Annotated in this window: 16 protein-coding genes; 3 read left to right on the top strand and 13 right to left on the bottom strand. The window is 55.8% G+C overall.

Features of this window, described 5'->3' with window-relative positions; all coding sequences use genetic code 11:
• Positions 1 to 2 precede the first annotated feature (2 nt).
• The 13 genes from MVK60_RS07260 to MVK60_RS07200 form a co-directional block, all read right to left on the bottom strand.
• A complete protein-coding gene (locus tag MVK60_RS07260) occupies positions 3 to 1472 on the bottom strand; it encodes a hydrogenase 4 subunit D (RefSeq protein WP_297437945.1) in 1470 nt (489 codons plus the stop codon).
• A gap of 120 nt (positions 1473 to 1592) precedes the next feature.
• Entirely contained in the window at positions 1593 to 2036 is a 444-nt protein-coding gene (locus MVK60_RS07255) for a nucleotidyltransferase (protein WP_297437943.1), read from the bottom strand.
• Positions 2037 to 2074: 38 nt separating this feature from the next.
• Positions 2075 to 2392 (bottom strand): hypothetical protein, encoded by a 318-nt coding sequence (locus MVK60_RS07250; RefSeq protein ID WP_297437941.1) that lies wholly within the window; start codon positions 2390 to 2392, stop codon positions 2075 to 2077.
• Position 2393: 1 nt separating this feature from the next.
• Positions 2394 to 3227 (bottom strand): NADH-quinone oxidoreductase subunit B family protein, encoded by an 834-nt coding sequence (locus tag MVK60_RS07245; protein ID WP_297437939.1) that lies wholly within the window; start codon positions 3225 to 3227, stop codon positions 2394 to 2396.
• On the bottom strand, positions 3227 to 3847 hold the full coding sequence (locus tag MVK60_RS07240; protein WP_297437937.1) for a 4Fe-4S dicluster domain-containing protein: 621 nt from the start codon (positions 3845 to 3847) through the stop codon (positions 3227 to 3229). Before MVK60_RS07240 ends, MVK60_RS07245 begins: the two co-directional genes overlap by 1 nt.
• Positions 3847 to 5646, bottom strand: a complete 1800-nt coding sequence (locus MVK60_RS07235; RefSeq protein WP_297437935.1) for a hydrogenase large subunit — start codon at positions 5644 to 5646, stop codon at positions 3847 to 3849. Before MVK60_RS07235 ends, MVK60_RS07240 begins: the two co-directional genes overlap by 1 nt.
• 2 nt (positions 5647 to 5648) lie before the next feature.
• Positions 5649 to 6569, bottom strand: a complete 921-nt coding sequence (locus MVK60_RS07230) for an NADH-quinone oxidoreductase subunit H (RefSeq protein WP_297437933.1) — start codon at positions 6567 to 6569, stop codon at positions 5649 to 5651.
• A gap of 10 nt (positions 6570 to 6579) precedes the next feature.
• Positions 6580 to 8598, bottom strand: a complete 2019-nt coding sequence (locus MVK60_RS07225) for a proton-conducting transporter membrane subunit (protein ID WP_297437931.1) — start codon at positions 8596 to 8598, stop codon at positions 6580 to 6582.
• 6 nt (positions 8599 to 8604) lie between these two features.
• Positions 8605 to 10041, bottom strand: coding sequence for a hydrogenase 4 subunit D (locus MVK60_RS07220; RefSeq protein ID WP_297437929.1), 1437 nt, complete (start codon positions 10039 to 10041; stop codon positions 8605 to 8607).
• A gap of 53 nt (positions 10042 to 10094) precedes the next feature.
• Positions 10095 to 10592, bottom strand: coding sequence for a 4Fe-4S dicluster domain-containing protein (locus MVK60_RS07215; protein ID WP_297437927.1), 498 nt, complete (start codon positions 10590 to 10592; stop codon positions 10095 to 10097).
• Positions 10593 to 10602: 10 nt separating this feature from the next.
• Positions 10603 to 12669 carry a molybdopterin-dependent oxidoreductase gene (locus tag MVK60_RS07210; RefSeq protein ID WP_297437925.1) on the bottom strand — a complete coding sequence of 689 codons (2067 nt, stop codon included), beginning with the start codon at positions 12667 to 12669 and terminating at the stop codon, positions 10603 to 10605.
• A gap of 144 nt (positions 12670 to 12813) precedes the next feature.
• Positions 12814 to 13401: a TetR/AcrR family transcriptional regulator gene (locus tag MVK60_RS07205; protein ID WP_297437923.1), complete on the bottom strand. Its 588-nt coding sequence runs from the start codon at positions 13399 to 13401 to the stop codon at positions 12814 to 12816.
• Positions 13402 to 13531: 130 nt separating this feature from the next.
• A complete protein-coding gene (locus MVK60_RS07200; protein ID WP_297437994.1) occupies positions 13532 to 13918 on the bottom strand; it encodes a DUF302 domain-containing protein in 387 nt (128 codons plus the stop codon).
• Between the two features lie 82 nt (positions 13919 to 14000).
• On the opposite strand from MVK60_RS07200, the gene MVK60_RS07195 reads away from it, so the two are divergent.
• The 3 genes from MVK60_RS07195 to hypD are packed head-to-tail and all read left to right on the top strand — an operon-like array spanning position 14001 to position 15689.
• Complete coding sequence (locus MVK60_RS07195) at positions 14001 to 14267, top strand: HypC/HybG/HupF family hydrogenase formation chaperone (protein WP_297437992.1); 267 nt, start codon at positions 14001 to 14003, stop codon at positions 14265 to 14267.
• Between the two features lie 32 nt (positions 14268 to 14299).
• A complete protein-coding gene (locus MVK60_RS07190) occupies positions 14300 to 14560 on the top strand; it encodes a HypC/HybG/HupF family hydrogenase formation chaperone (RefSeq protein WP_297437990.1) in 261 nt (86 codons plus the stop codon).
• A gap of 1 nt (position 14561) precedes the next feature.
• The gene (hypD, locus tag MVK60_RS07185) at positions 14562 to 15689 is read left to right on the top strand and encodes a hydrogenase formation protein HypD (protein WP_297437922.1); all 1128 of its coding nucleotides are present in this window, start codon (positions 14562 to 14564) and stop codon (positions 15687 to 15689) included.
• Positions 15690 to 15783: the final 94 nt, after the last annotated feature.

The raw sequence follows: 15783 nt of genomic DNA, 5'->3' as shown, positions 1-15783 counted from the left end.
CCTCAAACACCCCCGTAAAAGCCTATCATCTTGACCAGTGGATACGCGAGGTAGGCCGAGATCATGGCGAGGACCACCAGGGTTATGAGGGACGCCGTGATCACCGGGTGGGTTCCAGCACTCACCGCCGGAGAACCCCTCCTCCCGAAGATGTTGCTGCCTATCCACCTAGTACCCACCCAGAGGAAGACGACCGAATCCGCAAGGACCAGAAGCACCGGGAGCCAGACCAGGGGGCGCAATCCCACCATACCAGCGGCCGCGAGCAGTTCCGCCTTACTGAATGCTATCCCCATCGGGGGGAGGCCCGCCAGGCCAAGAAGTGCAACGGCCCAGGAGAACCCGCTCACGGGCATACCCTCTTGAAGACCGCTTATCTTCCTGAGGTCAAGGGTTCCGAGCGAGTAGGTAAAGCTCCCGGCGGTGAGGAATCCCAACCCCTTGACAAACGCGTGAGCTGTGAGCTGAAACATGGCCGCCTGGAGGCCGATGCGCAGACCGAGGGAGGCAAAGGTGAGACCAACGAACATTATCCCCGCCTCCGCAACGGTTGAATAGGCCAACAGCCTCTTCGCGTCGTTCTGGAGGGGATAGTTCAGCATGGGAATAAGCAATGTAAGGGAAACCATAACCGCCATGAGGTAGAAGATCCAGGCAGGCAGGGGCCCTATAAACTGGAGAACCCTCGCGACCAGATACACCCCCATCTCAACCATAGCCGCGCCGTGGAGGAAGGCACTCGCCGGTGTGGGTGCCTCCATCGCATCGGGAATCCACGAGTACGTGGGAAACTGGGCGCTCTTGGTGTAGCCCGCCGTGAGTAGGGCAATGAAGAGCCAGGGTTTGACGTCGGGGGAAACCCTGGAGAGCGAGAACAGGCTGAGGTCGTGGAGCTGGGTGAAGCCAATGTAGATTGCCGTGTAAAAGCCCACCATGGCCCCCACGTTCGGGATGATAAAGGCTTTGAAGCCGGCCCGCCTTGCCTCCCCGGTGTTGTAGTAGCTCACCACACCCCAGCATGCTAATCCCATCAGCTCGAAGAAGATGAGCAGGCCTAGGAACGTTGAGGAGTAGATGAAGCCAAGCGTCGCCCCCTCGAAGAGCGTCATCCATGCGTAGAAGAGGCCCTTACCTCCCCTCACCGGATGGCCGACGTTCCTCTCGCTCATGTACTCGACGCCGTAGAACATGAATATAAAGCCCGCAACCGCCACAACGCTACCGATTAGAACGCTCATAGGGTCGATTATTATGCCGTACACCTCCCCAAAGCTCCGGGTTTCCAGGTAAATGATATGAACGAGCCCCCCACCGGAGGTGAGGTACGCGTAATCCAGCACCAGCTGACTCACCATTGCCGTGAGGAGGGAACCCAGCATCAGAGTATCCGCCCGTCTCCCGTCGAGTTTAAAGAGAACCAAGCCCGTGAGCAGGGGAATCATAAAGGTCAGAGCTGCGAGTGCACCCACCATCCCTCTCCCTCCATTAGGACAGTCTGAATCAGTTAGAATGCCCTAAAATTCTGGTCCCCACCGTTTTTAAATCTTGCGGAGATTTGCGAAAAAATTTTATAATTTGACCATTAAGCACACTCATTTTTCATTCTCCTTGTTATCAACTGCAAGATATTCAATAGTGCTCAGATACTGGACGTGCTTCATGACCTTCTCGGGGTTCATCATCTCCTCCATGAGCCACCCAAAGTAACCGTCCCTGTCGTAGGCGATTTCGTAGTTAACCACGACGTCCAGGTAGCCGGAGTGGAAGTTCTCGGCCTCTTCCTTCGTGTACAGCTCAAACGAAACATGATAGCCGTATTTTTCCTCGATGGGATCCCTGATGTTCTCAATGAAATCCGCCATTCGGTTCATCTTGACAGGGTCGTAGGCACGTTCAATGATGACCACAACGTCTATCTCGGGGAAGCTGGGGTCCCTGAGGTGCCTGCCGTAGAACACCACCGAAATCAGGTTCTCACCGTAGAACTCCTTCAGCCTCCTGAGAATTTCACCCTTTGCCTCATCAATCTCCACCACATTTTCACCCCCAAAAAGTTTGAAAGGAACGTAAAACATCAATCAAAGCTCGGCCGATAGCGGTACTCCAGATGGAGCTTGCTCTCCGCGTCGAGCTTTCCGGCCGCTTCCAGCAGGGCCCTTCTGTCGCCTTCGGGCAGTTTCTCAAGTGGCAACTTCATGACGTCCCTCGGTGTTATCTCGAACTTCCTCGCGTCATCGGCAAGGCCAAGGAAGTCTTTAATCAGCTTCACTGCCCCGTCACTGAGTTCCCCCTCCTCCTCTATCAGCAGCAGGTCCCCCCCGTAGTGACCGGTTATCCTCGCCGAGTACTCCGGGTAGTCCTCGTACTTGAAGCGATAAAGTTTCCATGGCACCTCAGACACCCGCCGTAACGGGATACTTCTCCCTCAGCGCCTCACCCCACTCCAGGTACTCATCGACCAGACGCCAGAACTCGTTCTCAAGGAAGCGCATGGCAAAGCCAACCCTGGAATCCTTCTCCTTCAGGAAGTAGCCGGTTACCAAGTCGTGGAGCTTCTCCCTCGGTTTCTCATCTTCGAACGCCTTTCCCACGAGGGTCATGAAGTCCTCAAGGACGGCGTCACGGTCGAAGTAGCCGACGACGCGTCTGAGCTCCTCCCGGAGCGTCAGCCAGTATCGTAGCGGGATAGGTCTATCCGGGATTTTGAACTCGATCTCGCTCTCCCTCCTGGCCCTCTCCTCCGGGGGCAGTGCGTACCAGTACTCCCCCTTCATCTTCTTCTCCCTGATACCCAGAAGCTGGGATATCCCGTAGAGTATCTCCTCTGGACTCGGTGGACAGCCGGGGATGTACATGTCTATCGGCACTATCATCTCCGGTCCGCCGCTCCTAAGCCTGTCCCTGCCCCTCTGTGGGGACGTGTTGTAGAGGGCGTAGCTGTTGTAAAAAATCCCCCCGCTTGAGGCGCAGGTTCCTATCGCGACCACTATTCTCGGCTTCGGCGGCATCGCCTCGTAGGTCTTCTTGAGGGAGATCCTCGTCTGTCTCGTGAGCGGGCCGGTTATGAGCAGTGCATCGGCGTGCCTCGGGTTGGGGACGACCTTAACACCAAGTCTCTCAAGGTCGTAGTACGGGCTTATGACGTCGAGGACCTCAATGTCGCAGCCGTTGCACGAACCCGCATCAACGTGGTAGACCCAGACGGACTTCAGCCTCTGCTTCCCCATCACTCCTCACCCCCCTTCTCCTTTGTGGACTCCCCCACCAGAACAAACGCAGGATAGACGTTCCCCTCGGTCTCCCTGAGTGTGACAACAGTTTTGCGCATCTTTTCCTCCTGCGTGAGCTTCATTCTGTCCTCCAGGGAGTAGAGGTCGAAGACGTCCTTTGGCAGGATGTTTTTGACGTATTCTATCTGCCTCTCGGTGAAGTCGAGGTACTCACCGCACTCCTCGCAGTAGGCCAGTTTGTGCTCAACGACCTCGACTAGGTCTTCCTTGCTGTTGCTCGCTATCTCAAAGCGCGTTGTTGGCTCCATCGCCCCGGTCGGGCAGACCTCGATGCAGCGGGCGCAACGGATGCACCGCGCCGCGTTGTAGGTGAGTCTCTTAACCCCGTGCTCCTTGTCCCACTCCATTATGAGAGCATCCGGTGGGCAGGCGTTGACGCAGGCACCGCAACCTACGCACTTCTCGGGGTTTATGTGGGGAATTCCCCTGTACTCCGGGGGCTTTTCAACGTCAACAAACGGGTAGAGGGTGGTGACCGGGGCCTTTCCGCCGAACTTCCCGGACTCCATCCTATCCCATTTCTTCAATTTTTCACTGTATGGAACCGTCTCGGCCATCAGAACACCCCCCTGTTCTCAATGGAGAGTTCGTTGAACTCGGCCTCCGTGAGAATCCTTACCCTACCCGTCTTTACGTCAACGAACTGAACCCTCTCGGTACAGGAGTAGCATGGGTCAATGCTCGCTATGATGAGCGGCGCGTCTGCCACGTGGTAGCCCTTGAGCATCTCGGGTATCGCGGGCAGGTTGTTGTAGGTCGGGGCGCGGACCTTCCAGCGGTAGACCTTGTTCTTCTCGCCCGTCATAACGTAGTGGACGACCTCACCGCGGTGAGCCTCGGTGAAGCCCAGTGCCTCCTCGTACTCCGGTAGTTTCCCTATCGGCGTGAATATATCACCACCAGGCATCCCGTCGATGAGCTGTTCGACGATCCAGATGCTCTCAAAGAGCTCATCCATCCTCACGAGGACCCTCGCCAGAACATCGCCCTCCTTGTAAACCGGAACCTTGAAGTCAACCTCGTTGTAGGCCATGGCGGTCTTCGTGGCCTGGTCGAGCCTCGCGTCGATTCTCCTCCCGCTGGCCCTCGCGGTCGGTCCGAGGACGGAGTAGGCCTTCGCAACCTTGTATGGCAGGATTCCAACGCCTTCAGCACGCTTGATGAAGGTGTTGGTGTTGAGGGCTATATCGAGGAAGGTCTTGGTCTCCTCGCGTATCCTCTTGACCACGTTAAGAACCTCCTCCTTGCGGTAGTCCAGGAGGTCCCTCCTGACACCACCGACGATGTTCATTCCGTACTGCTTCCTGTTTCCGGTGAGTCTCTCAACGAGCCACATGACGGGCTCGCGGATGCGCCAGGCGTGCATGAAACCGGTGTCGTAGCCCACCAAGTGGGCCGCTATGCCGACCCAGAGGAGGTGGTTGTGGATCCTCTCGAGCTCGAGCATAAGCGTCCTAATGTAACGTGCCCTGTCGGGGATTTCCACGTCGGCAAGCCTCTCGACGGCCATGGCGTAGCTGACGGAGTGCTGGTATCCACAGATTCCGCAGATTCTCTCAGCTAGGAAGAGTACCTGATTGTAGGTCAGCCTGCCCTCGCCGGTCTTCTCGATGCCCCTATGGGAGTAGAACCCGCGGTAGTCAACGTCGATTATCTCCTCTCCTTTGACGAAGAGCCTGAAGTGGGCAGGTTCCTCCACGCCAGCGTGAACCGGACCCATGGGCACCAGCGACGTTCCCTCAGGCGTCTCCCGGTATTCCGTCTTCGGTTCGGTGACCGGGGAGTGCTTATAATCCATGTCCTTTCTGAGGGGATAAACTCCCTCGGGCCAGTCCTCCGGTAGGATGAGCCGCCGTGGGTCGGGGTGATCCACGGGTCTGAAGCCGAGGAGGTCCTTTACCTCCCTCTCTATCCAGAGGGCCGCTGGAAGCCTCGCGGCCACACTTGGAAAGCTCGGGTCGTCTGCAGGCATGTAAGCCTTGAGAAACATCCAGTAGTTCCTGTCCATGTTCAGTGGCTCCACCTGCACGCTGAGGAAGGGCATGTAAACGAATTTGCCGTCCAGGGGCCTCTCGTCAGTTCCCACCGCCGTGGAGAGATGGGTTTCCTTGAACTTTGGATGGTTGTGCCACCAGAGCACCGCCTCAGGAAGTACCTCCCTGTCGATGATGAACATGTACTGCCCGTAAGTCATTCTCTTGCATTCCCTTATGTGTTCCTTAAAGGCTTCGTAAAATTCCTCCAATCCTTCCCTTTCCCCCAGGATGGTTTCGAGACTCGCCTTGTTGCAGTGGCCGTTTTCACAGGCCCTGCATTCAAACCCGAAGTGAGCTTCCAAATCATTCGTCCTAACCATTTTCACCACCCCATGAACGCCATTGCGAGTACTACCAGACCTGCAAAGAACATTCTAACGTTCATCTTGACAATGTGATCCACCCGAAGCCTTGCGTTGGTGGCCTCAAGCGCTGCTATGATGGGGTAGAACGCTATTGTCAGAAGGAACTGGAGTGCCAGCACGAGTGCAGCCTTCACCGCGGTGTCTATTGGGCCGAGCCATGGAAGCGTCAGCAGGCTGACAAAGAACCACAGCAGGGCGAAGCGCTTGATGTAGATGGCGTAGTAGAAGACTCCAAGCAGCCTCCCACTGTACTCCCCAAGCGGGCCGCCTATGACCTCCTGCTCGGCTTCCGCGACGTCGAAGGGCACGAAGCCACTCTCGACGTAGAGCGCGTAGGCCAGAATCGCATAGGTCAAAAGCACCGAGGGGGTGGGGTGCAGGTTCCTCACTATCTCCGATATGCTGAGCGAACCCGCATTGTAGGCCAGGACGCCGTAGAGGATCGCTATCAGCGGCTCGACGGTGAGGACGATCTGCATCTCCCTCGACGAACCTATGTGGCTGAAGGCGTTCTGAACGCTAAGGCCGGCCAGGATCAGGAAGACGCTGACCATGACCACCACGTAGAAGAACACCACCAGGTTGAAGCCGAAGTTCACAGGGATAACGTTGCCGTAGGGGAGGAGCAGCGCCGCCGAGATGGATGAGGCGAGTGCAAGGTAGGGAGCCCAGGTGAAGAGGGTGCTGGCAGTTGGCCTTACCGACGGAAGGGCGAAGAGTTTCTGGAGGTCGTACCATGTCTGACTGAGGGGAGGACCCCTCCTGTACTGGAGCCTCGCCCTAACTCTTCTCGCTATACCGTCGAGGTAGGGCGGCAGGAACAGCAGCAGGATGATACCCACAAGGCTGAAGCCAAGTTTGACTGCGTCTATCTCCATCTCTCTCACCTCACAGCACCATCAGTATCCCAACAATGGCCCCCACCACTATAAGGGCCAGCACGACGAAGGTTCCAAGTCGGATCCCTGGAAGGACGTCCCTGACTATCCTGAGGAGCCTTACCAGCGGCTTGAACGTTTCCTCATCGATGTAGAGCAGCTGACCCTCCCTGAGGTCCGAGACGCTCTCGACCCTTGTGTAGGGGGTATCGACTATCTTGACGAAGTAGCTGGCTATCCAGGTGTAAGCCCTAACCGTGTAGTGGATTATCGCAGCTCCAAAGTCGTAACACCAGTCGGTGAAACGATAGAACGACCCTATCTTCTGCTCGTACCAGCGGTAGTAGCCCTCGGCTAGGGTTTTGTACTCGTCCTCATCGATCTTCGTTGAACCACAATCCCAGGGCCTGGCAACTTTGCCGTACTCAGGCCTGAAGGAGAAGTAGAGTCCAACGGCAAGGGCGCCGAGGAGGATAACGAACAGCACCGGCGAGAACAGCACTGAGCCAAAGCCTATCTTGTAGAGGTTCTCCGTTACGCCTGCGGTCGTGCCTCCGTTGGCCACTGAGAGCCCTTTGTTAAGGAAGCCCACAACGAATCCGGGGAACACACCGATGAACAGTGTCAGTCCCGCCAGAATCCATTCGCCTAGTTGCATCACCGCGGGAACTTCTTTGACTTCTTCGTGGCGTTTCATCTCCCCTCCAAACTGGGCGCCGTAGAACTTCATGAACGAGGCAAGGGTCACGGCACTTATGACCACCGCCAGCACGGCACCGAAGGCCAGGACGAAGTTCTCCGACTGATAGCCTGCGACGTAGATGAGCCACTTGCTTATGAATCCGTTGAAGGGCGGGATTCCCGCTATCGCCAGTGAAGAGAACAGGGTTGCGACGGCCGTCACCTTCATCTTCGGACCCAGTCCCCCCAGCTCCTCCAGGTTAACGGTACCTGTTGCGTACTCCACCGCGCCGGCTTCAAGGAAGAGGGATCCCTTGAAGACCGCATGGTTCAGTGCATGGAAGAGACCGGCGAACATGCCCAGGGCGCCTACAGCCGCCAGCGTTCCCCCTCTGGGTATCAGAACCATTCCAATGCCGAGTCCTAGCCAGATGTAACCCATCTGACCGACGCTGTGGTAGGCCAGCAGGCGTTTTGAATTGGTCTCCCTGAGAGCGTAGAGGGTGCCAACTGTTAGGGTTATCGCTCCAAGAACCGCCACGATGTATCCAATGTCAGTGTTCTGCCCTGATATCTGCCAGTCGAACCTTAAAAGACCGTAAACGGCGGTTTTTATCATGATGCCGCTGAGCAGGGCCGAGACGTTGCTGGGTGCTGCCGGGTGTGCATCCGGGAGCCAGAAGTGGAGCGGAACCACTCCGGCCTTGGCTATGAACACGACCAGGGAAAGAGCGTAGAAGACGGCCTTCGTCCCAGGAGATGCCGTCAGCAGGGCGCTATGAATGGCGGAGTAGCTGAGGTTGTGAATGCTTCCAGTCAGGACTGAGGCGAGGCCCAGGAGCAAGAACAGGGGTATCGTGTCCGCGAAGTGCATCGTTATGTAGTACTTCAGACTGGCGTCCAAGTCCTTTCTCTCTTCCTTCCAGAAGATCAGGATGAACGAGCTGAGCGTCATGAGCTCCCAGGAGACGACGAAGTACTCAAGGCTGTCAACCGTCACAACGAGGGCCATTGAGGCTATGAACGTGTTGTAGGCTATCGCGTAAACCCAGCCCTTGCCCTTCTTCTCATGGTGATCCATGTACGCCAGGGAGAACACCGCAGAGCCCAGACTAACTATCCCCACTATGAAGAGGAACACTTCGGATAGGCCGTCCACGTGCACGGGGATACCGAAGATGCTCCCCTTTATCGGGCCCGTTGTGTAGGCCTCGTAGACCTGGCCAAGGAGGAGGAGTGAACCTATTAATGCCATGAAACTTGAGGCCTTTGTGGAGGCTTTGTAGTCTATGACGAACCCCAGGAGCCCCCCAAGGATAAACGCTCCGAGTGCATATTCCAAGAACATCTCACATCACCCCATGAATCCTATCTTCGTGACAACGTCAAAGGTGACCCACGGAGCTACTATGCTGATAAAAATGAGCACCAGCATCGCCACGTCCATGAGCCTTGACGAGTGGATTCCCGTGCTTGGATGAGGTTCTCCGAAGAACATCTCCCTGAACCAGAGGATTATCACTATGAGGAACACCGCGCCGTCGAAGAGGACAACTCCGGGGAACAGCCATGAGGCGACGCCCAGAGCGTGGTGCGTGGCCATCACCGTGAGCACTTTGCTGAAGAACAGTCCCAGTGGAAGAACACCCGCGAGGCCAAAGAAGCTCAGGAACCAGGCAACGCTCGACCACGGGAGGCTGTGCCGGATTCCTTTGATGTCCTCAAAGTCCGTGGTTCCAAGGGAGTAAGCAAAGGCCCCCACGCTCATGAAAGCCAGCGCCTTGACGAAGGCGTGGTTGACGACCTGGTAAACCGCGATCTGGAGACCAACCTGATGGCCCGCGAGGGCGTAAGCCAGGGTTAGGTAGGCGACTCCTGTCTGTGCGATGGTTGAGTAGGCTATGAGCTTCTTACCGTCCCTCTGGAGCGGGTAGTAGACCATCATCAGGAGGATGAGGACAACCGTGAGCGCTCCCAGGAGCCAGAACTCGTTTCTCCCGGGTTCCATGTACTGGATGACCCTGAACAGCATGAAGCTCCCCAGCGGAACTATGGAGGCCGTGTGAATGTACGCCGAGGCTGGGATCGGGCCAGCTGTTGCATCTGGGAGCCAGGAGTAGAAGAAAAACTGCGAGCTCATGGCAAAGGCGGCGAACGTCAGGATGGCAAAAGCCAGGTCTTTGGTGGACTGCGAGAGGGCGCCCATCTTGGCGAGCTCCTGGTTGCCTCCGAGGATGGCGACTGCGACAAGGAGCAGAAAGACCCCCAGGTTGAGTACCAAGAATCCTTTGAGGGCCTTGTTCCTCGCGTCTCCGTAAAAATCCACCAGGTACAGGAGGGAGATCGCCATCAGCTCAAGGAACACGAGGAACTGGACCAGGTTGGTGCCGTAAATGAAGACCATGCTTGATCCCATAAGCAGGCCCAGAAGGGCATAGAACCTTCCCTTTCCGGCCTCAAGCGGGAAACCCCTGTTGGACGGACCCATGTAGTCAACCGCGTAGAGCACCAGAAGGAATCCAGTGAGGATTGAGACGAAGCCTATCAGTACGGATGCAACGTCAACGCTGAAACCGAAGACCTCCCCGAGGTTCCCCCCAGCGATGTAGACGTAGTGATAGACCTTGTTAAGGCCCCCCTGAGAGAACAGATAGAGACCGTAGCCGTTCAGGAGAAGGGAAATGCCGGTTATCACTACAGCCGCGGAGTCGGCAACCCTACCCTCCGTTCTATAGAGGAGCAGCATGAGGAAGGGCAGCAACGCCGATGCAAGGAATATTTCGCCGTTCAAGCTTCATCACCCCTTGTTTTCAACCATTGGTTTTCGATGCAAAAAAATAAATGTCAGAGGATGAGGTAGGCTTCCTCGCCCTCCCCCCTCTCTGCTGAGCTCTTCAGATTGGCCACTATCTTCCCTTCCCTGTTCCAGAGGACCTCGTTTATATCGCCATACTTGAGGGCCTCGGTTGGACAGGCGGATACACAGGCGGGGAGAAGTCCATCCGCCCTTCTGTCGGCGCAGAGGTCGCACTTGTCCATGATCTTGTTCTCCTCGTCGAGCTTGGGAATGCCGAAGGGACAGGCGACGGCGCACATGAGACAGCCGATACACTTGAGAGGGTCAAAGGCGACGGCTCCATCCTCGTCCCTGAAGAGCGCACCGCTCGGGCAGACGTTGAGACACGGTGCCTTCTCACAGTGGCGGCAGTTGAAGGGAACCGTGAAGAGGTCGGGGAACTCGAAGACCTTGATACGGGCCTCGCCGTGGGTCATTTCACAGGCAACTTCACAGGCCTTACAGCCTATGCAGCGATTATAATCGAGGAATATCTTCTTCGCCATTTTGACCACCTCACTCCTCCACCCTGCTTATACGGGCCGCTACGGCCTTCAGCTCGGCCATCTTGGTAACCGGATGCGTTTCTTCCAGCGTCAGGAAGTTGACATTCCAGTGCCAGGGCATGGCTATAACCCCCTCCCTTATGTGGTCGGTAACCGCCGCCCTGGTGATGACCTCCCCCCTCCGGGTTTCGATCTTGACGAGGTCCCCGTCCCTTACGTTGAACCTCCTGGCGTCGGCGGGGTTTATCATAACGTACTCCTCAGGCCAGCGCTTCTGGAGGCTTGGGCTCTCCTCCGTCATGGTTACGGTGTGCCAGTGACCAACCAGCCGGAAGTTTGTGAGCCAGAGCGGATACTCCCCGTCAGGGGTCTCGGGTGGCTCCATCCACTCAACGGCAGTCAGGTGGGCCCTTCCATCGGAGGTCTTGAAGCCGTTTTTGAACAGAATCTTGGTTCCTTCACCTGGTTCGGTGCACGGGAAGAAGCATCCCTCAGGGTGCTCTGCGAGGTACTCGGGCGTTGCGCCCTTGAAGAGCGGGATGACGTTGTTTATCTCCCTGAGGACCTCGTCCGGGTGCTCGTATTTGAAGTACTCACCGAGACCGAGCTCCTTGGCGAGCTCAACCAGAATGAGCCAGTCCGGTTTCGCCTCTCCCGGAGCCTCAGCGGCTTTGTAGGTTCTCTGGACGCGCCTCTCGGCACTTATTGCGGTTCCGGTCTTCTCGAACCAGGCCGCCGCCGGGAGGACTATATCCGCGTACTTGGCAGTTTCGGTTAGGAATATATCCTGCACGACGAGGAAGTCGAGCTTCTTGAGCTGCTCCCTGACCCAGGCGCTGTTCGGTGCGGACTTCGTTATGTTACCACCGATGATGTACATCATTCTGATCTTGTTGCCCATCTCGCGTATCATCGAAGTCAGGTCAAGACCTAGCCAATCGGGGATCGGGAAGCCCCAGAGCCTCTCAACTTCTGCCCTCGCGGCCTCGTCCGTTACAAGCTTTCCGGTTGGGAGCTTGTTGGGGGCTATGCCTGTCATGGCGGCGCAGAAACCGCACTGGGCTCCAGGGAATACACCGCTCCAGACGCCTTCCTTACCGATGTTGCCTGTTATGGCTATGATATCAGCTATCGCGAGCGCAAGGTTGAAACCGTTAACGTGCTGGTTCATCCCCTCGTTTACCAGGAAAGCCGTCTTCTTACCCGCAATGAGCCTTGCAACCTTCCTGATGTCCTCCGCTGGAACACCGCTTACCTTCTCAGCCCACTCCGGGCTGTAGTCCTTCACGGCTTCCTTCAGCTCCTCAAAACCGACCGTCCTCTCCTGAACGAACTCCTTATCGTAGAGATCCTCACCGATTATCACGTTGAGCATCGCCAGTGCAACGGCCAGGTCGGTTCCAGGGTAGGGCTTCAGGTGAAGGGAGGCGTATTTATGGCCCCTTGTTGAGCGCGGGTCTATAACGACCATTTCAACGCCGTTGTCGATAACGGCCTTCTCAATGTACTGTCCGAACATCACGGGGGCCGTTTCTGCGGGGTTGTGGCCCCAGATAAGCACAAGTTCGGCCTTGGCTATGTCCTCAAAGGGGTTGGTCGCGGCACCGCTTCCAAAGACCTTCGTTCTCGCGGGCGAGTTGGAGTACTGACAGTATCGTCCAGGAAAGTCAAGGTTGTTCGTCCCAACTGCCTTGGAGAATTTGTGGACGAGGTAGTTCTCCTCAAAGGTTATCTTCTCACTTCCCAGGAAGGCGAGCGCCTCCGGACCGTAGGTTTCTTTGATTTCCTCGATCTTCTTGGCGATTATCCTGTAGGCCTCCTCCCAGCTTATCTCCTCGAACTTTCCTTCACCTCTGTCACCAACCCTCTTAAGGGGTCTCTTGAGCCTGTCGGGACTGTTGATGAACTGGTACGATGCAACCCCTTTGGGGCAGAGCTTGCCCATGTTTGGAATCTTTGGATGGTCGTAGTCAAACTCCACCCGCCGTATGTAGCCATTGACACTGACCGCGTAGAATCTACAGCCCACGGAGCACCATGGGCATACAACAGGTACTAGCTTCTCAGCCACGTTCATCACCTCTAACTTCACTGACTGACTGGTCATTTTAAGGCTTTTGCACTTGTACCTTATATAGCTTTCGTGTACAGGGTAACACTTCTATGAACAATAATGGTACCACAGGACATAGGGCGAGTTACGGGGGGAGACTGAGAAGGATCATATTTCGGCTGATAGTTTGAGGTAGGAGGTGACAACGTCTACCACATGGTTCAGGTACTCCTCATCGCTAAAACCAACACATTCCCTCGCGTGCAGGTAGTGAAGTAGGGAACCGAGGAATACCTGAAAGGCGATGAGGGCCTGGGCAAACCCAACCTTCGTGTAGACCATTATCCTGCGCGCCCCTGTCCTGAGGAGCTCGGAACAGGATTCATGGTAGAGCAAATTGAGGGATTCACTACGTTTTCTCAGGGTCAGGAGGCTGAAGAATATCTCCCGACGGTAGTTCCTGTCGTAGAACTCCATGAACTCCCTGCCCAGTGCCAGAAGGAATTCCCTGAGGGTGGGATAGGAAACCGTGATGTACGGGTCCTGAAGTGAGGGAAACGCTACGATTGGCATCGCATCAACGGCGACCTCCTTGACGAGGTCATCCTTGCTCTTGAAGTAGAGGTAGAAGGTGCCCTTGGCAACCCCTGCACGGTTGACTATCTCGTCTACCGTGGTCTTGTCAAAGCCCTTATTCGCGAAGAGCTCGAGAGCGGCGCTTACTATTTTATCCCGTGTTCTGCCGGGGGTTTTCATACGACCACCGTTACGGATGTGACCAGTTAGTCATATCGGCTATACAGTTTTGTAACCCATACCTTTTAAGGATTTCTAACATGAGATTCATTTATTAAGGGCCGTGACGGTGCGAAAAGATAGAAGAGGTTCAACCGAGAGCGTCCGAGAGAATATTATGGTCGTCCTCAGCTATTCTTCTGAAAACATCTGAAAGTTCACCTTCTACCGCCTTGGCGAAGAGCTCCATGTTCATTGTGTAAACGTATACCCCATCAGGGTTCTCGGCAACGGCGAATCTGCACGGCATCATCGCCCCCACCCATCTAGTCTCGGGTTTTTTGAGGGCACCTCCCGCGTACTCAGCGTTGCAGATTTCGATGATGCAGACGTTGACCCCAAGGCTCTCCCTTAAATCCAAGATTCCGGTGACTTTCCAGCCGTTCTTTTCGGCGGCGTTTTTGATTCTCTCAACAGTCGCCTCAAAGCCGTGACCGCTTTTCTCAACCCTGACCATCTGCGAAAAAATCTCCTGCATGGGAAACACCTGACTGACTAGTCAGCACAATATATATAAACTTTTCTTCAGACCTGGATGGTAGGTGGAACGTGTGGCCCTGATGCTGGCCGGCAGGGTTCTGGAGGTGGATGGAGGCACCGCTGTAGTCGAGGTTGCGGGCAGGGAAAGGAGGGTGAGACTGGACTTTATCAGGAACGTTGAACCGGGTGACTACGTTAGGATATATTACGGCATAGTTCTTGAGAAGGTGAGCCGGGAGGAGGCCGAGGAGACCCTCGCCCACTGCTCCTACAGCGGTGGGGAGAGCATCGAAATGAAGTTTTCACTGGACGGGTTGGAAACCATGGGTTTTAGAAAGCCTAAATAGGGCGGTTGATTCACTTACGGACGGTGAAGAGGATGTGTCTCGCCACGGTTGCGAAGGTGCTTGAGGTTGATAACGGAAAGGGGACAGCTTGGGTTGATTTCGGCGGGGTAAAGCGCGAGGTCAGGATCGACCTGCTCCCAGACGTTAGGGTTGGGGAGTACGTTCTGATCCACACGGGGTTTGCAATCGAACGGGTTGACGAGAAGACCGCAATGGAGATACTGTCGGCGTGGGATGAGGTCTTCAAGGTGGAAGAGGACGCCCTCGGAGGCTACTACTACCCAGGTGATTGAGATGGAAGATGCAGAATCCGTAGTTGCTCCGTACAGGGACAGGGGAGTGGCAGGGAAGCTCGTTGAGAAAATCCGCGAGGAAGCAAAGGGCCTCGACGGTGAAATAAGGATAATGCACGTCTGCGGAACCCATGAGGACACGATAACCCGCTCAGGAATCCGCTCGCTTCTGCCGGATAACGTCAGGGTCGTCAGCGGTCCGGGCTGTCCTGTGTGCATAACGCCCGTTGAGGATATCGTGGCCATGGAGCTCATCATGGAGAAGGCCTACGAGGAAGGGGACCGGATGATAGTGACGACGTTCGGAGACATGTACAGGATACCAACACCACGGGGAAGCTTCGCCGATATGAAGGGGGAAGGCTACGACGTCCGCATCGTGTACTCCATCTTTGACACGTACAGGATAGCGAGGGAGAACCCCGACAGGACGGTCGTCCACTTCAGCCCGGGCTTCGAAACAACGACCGCACCAACCGCGGGCATGCTCAACGTCGTCGTCGATGAGGGACTTGAGAACTTCAAGATCTACTCGGTTCACAGGCTCACGCCGCAGGGGGTTGAGGTCCTGATAAAACAGAAGAGCAGAATAGACGCGCTGATAGACGCGGGCCACGTCTCGACGATAATAGGCGTAAAGGGCTGGGAGTTCCTGAGTGAGAAGTACGGAATCCCTCAGGCGGTCGCAGGCTTCGAACCGAACGACGTCCTCCTCGCGATTCTTTTACTCATACGGATGTATAAAGAGGGCGACGCGAGGGTGGTGAACGAGTACAGGAGGGCAGTGAAGTACGAGGGCAACCTCGTGGCGCAGGAGCTCATAGAGAAGTACTTCAAGGTGGTCGATGCGAAGTGGAGGGCTTTGGGTATTCTCCCGGGCACGGGGCTTGAAGTGAGGATGGAGTGGAAAGATCTAGAAATTAGGAACTTCTACAGGGTGGAGGTGCCTGAAAACCTTCCGGACCTTGAGAAAGGCTGTCTCTGCGGTGCCGTGCTGAGGGGTCTGGCCATGCCTACGGACTGTCCGCACTTCGGAAAGACCTGTACGCCGAGGCACCCGATAGGGCCCTGCATGGTATCGTACGAGGGAACGTGCCAGATATTCTACAAGTACGGGGTCCTGTTTTAGGCGAGAGGGGCAGGAATTGAAAATGTGCACATTTCATGACACCAATGGTTTAAAACTCCCCTTATGTTTTTAACTTTTGGTTTTAGAAACCTAT

The sequence above is a fragment of the Thermococcus sp. genome, assembly GCF_026988555.1.
Taxonomy (GTDB): domain Archaea; phylum Methanobacteriota_B; class Thermococci; order Thermococcales; family Thermococcaceae; genus Thermococcus.
Note: the sequence above shows the minus strand (reverse complement) of the source record. Positions and strands in the feature narration are given on the sequence as shown.

Excerpts from the sequence above, each read along its gene's own strand:
- MVK60_RS07230 (WP_297437933.1), bottom strand. The coding sequence starts at position 6,569 with ATGGAGATAGACGCAGTCAAACTTGGCTTCAGCCTTGTGGGTATCATC.
- MVK60_RS07240 (WP_297437937.1), bottom strand. The coding sequence starts at position 3,847 with ATGGCCGAGACGGTTCCATACAGTGAAAAATTGAAGAAATGGGATAGG.
- hypD (WP_297437922.1), top strand. The coding sequence starts at position 14,562 with ATGGAAGATGCAGAATCCGTAGTTGCTCCGTACAGGGACAGGGGAGTG.
- MVK60_RS07200 (WP_297437994.1), bottom strand. The coding sequence starts at position 13,918 with ATGCAGGAGATTTTTTCGCAGATGGTCAGGGTTGAGAAAAGCGGTCAC.
- MVK60_RS07245 (WP_297437939.1), bottom strand. The coding sequence starts at position 3,227 with ATGGGGAAGCAGAGGCTGAAGTCCGTCTGGGTCTACCACGTTGATGCG.
- MVK60_RS07225 (WP_297437931.1), bottom strand. The coding sequence starts at position 8,598 with ATGTTCTTGGAATATGCACTCGGAGCGTTTATCCTTGGGGGGCTCCTG.
- MVK60_RS07205 (WP_297437923.1), bottom strand. The coding sequence starts at position 13,401 with ATGAAAACCCCCGGCAGAACACGGGATAAAATAGTAAGCGCCGCTCTC.
- MVK60_RS07260 (WP_297437945.1), bottom strand. The coding sequence starts at position 1,472 with ATGGTGGGTGCACTCGCAGCTCTGACCTTTATGATTCCCCTGCTCACG.
- MVK60_RS07215 (WP_297437927.1), bottom strand. The coding sequence starts at position 10,592 with ATGGCGAAGAAGATATTCCTCGATTATAATCGCTGCATAGGCTGTAAG.
- MVK60_RS07235 (WP_297437935.1), bottom strand. The coding sequence starts at position 5,646 with ATGGTTAGGACGAATGATTTGGAAGCTCACTTCGGGTTTGAATGCAGG.
- MVK60_RS07210 (WP_297437925.1), bottom strand. The coding sequence starts at position 12,669 with ATGAACGTGGCTGAGAAGCTAGTACCTGTTGTATGCCCATGGTGCTCC.
- MVK60_RS07195 (WP_297437992.1), top strand. The coding sequence starts at position 14,001 with ATGCTGGCCGGCAGGGTTCTGGAGGTGGATGGAGGCACCGCTGTAGTC.
- MVK60_RS07190 (WP_297437990.1), top strand. The coding sequence starts at position 14,300 with ATGTGTCTCGCCACGGTTGCGAAGGTGCTTGAGGTTGATAACGGAAAG.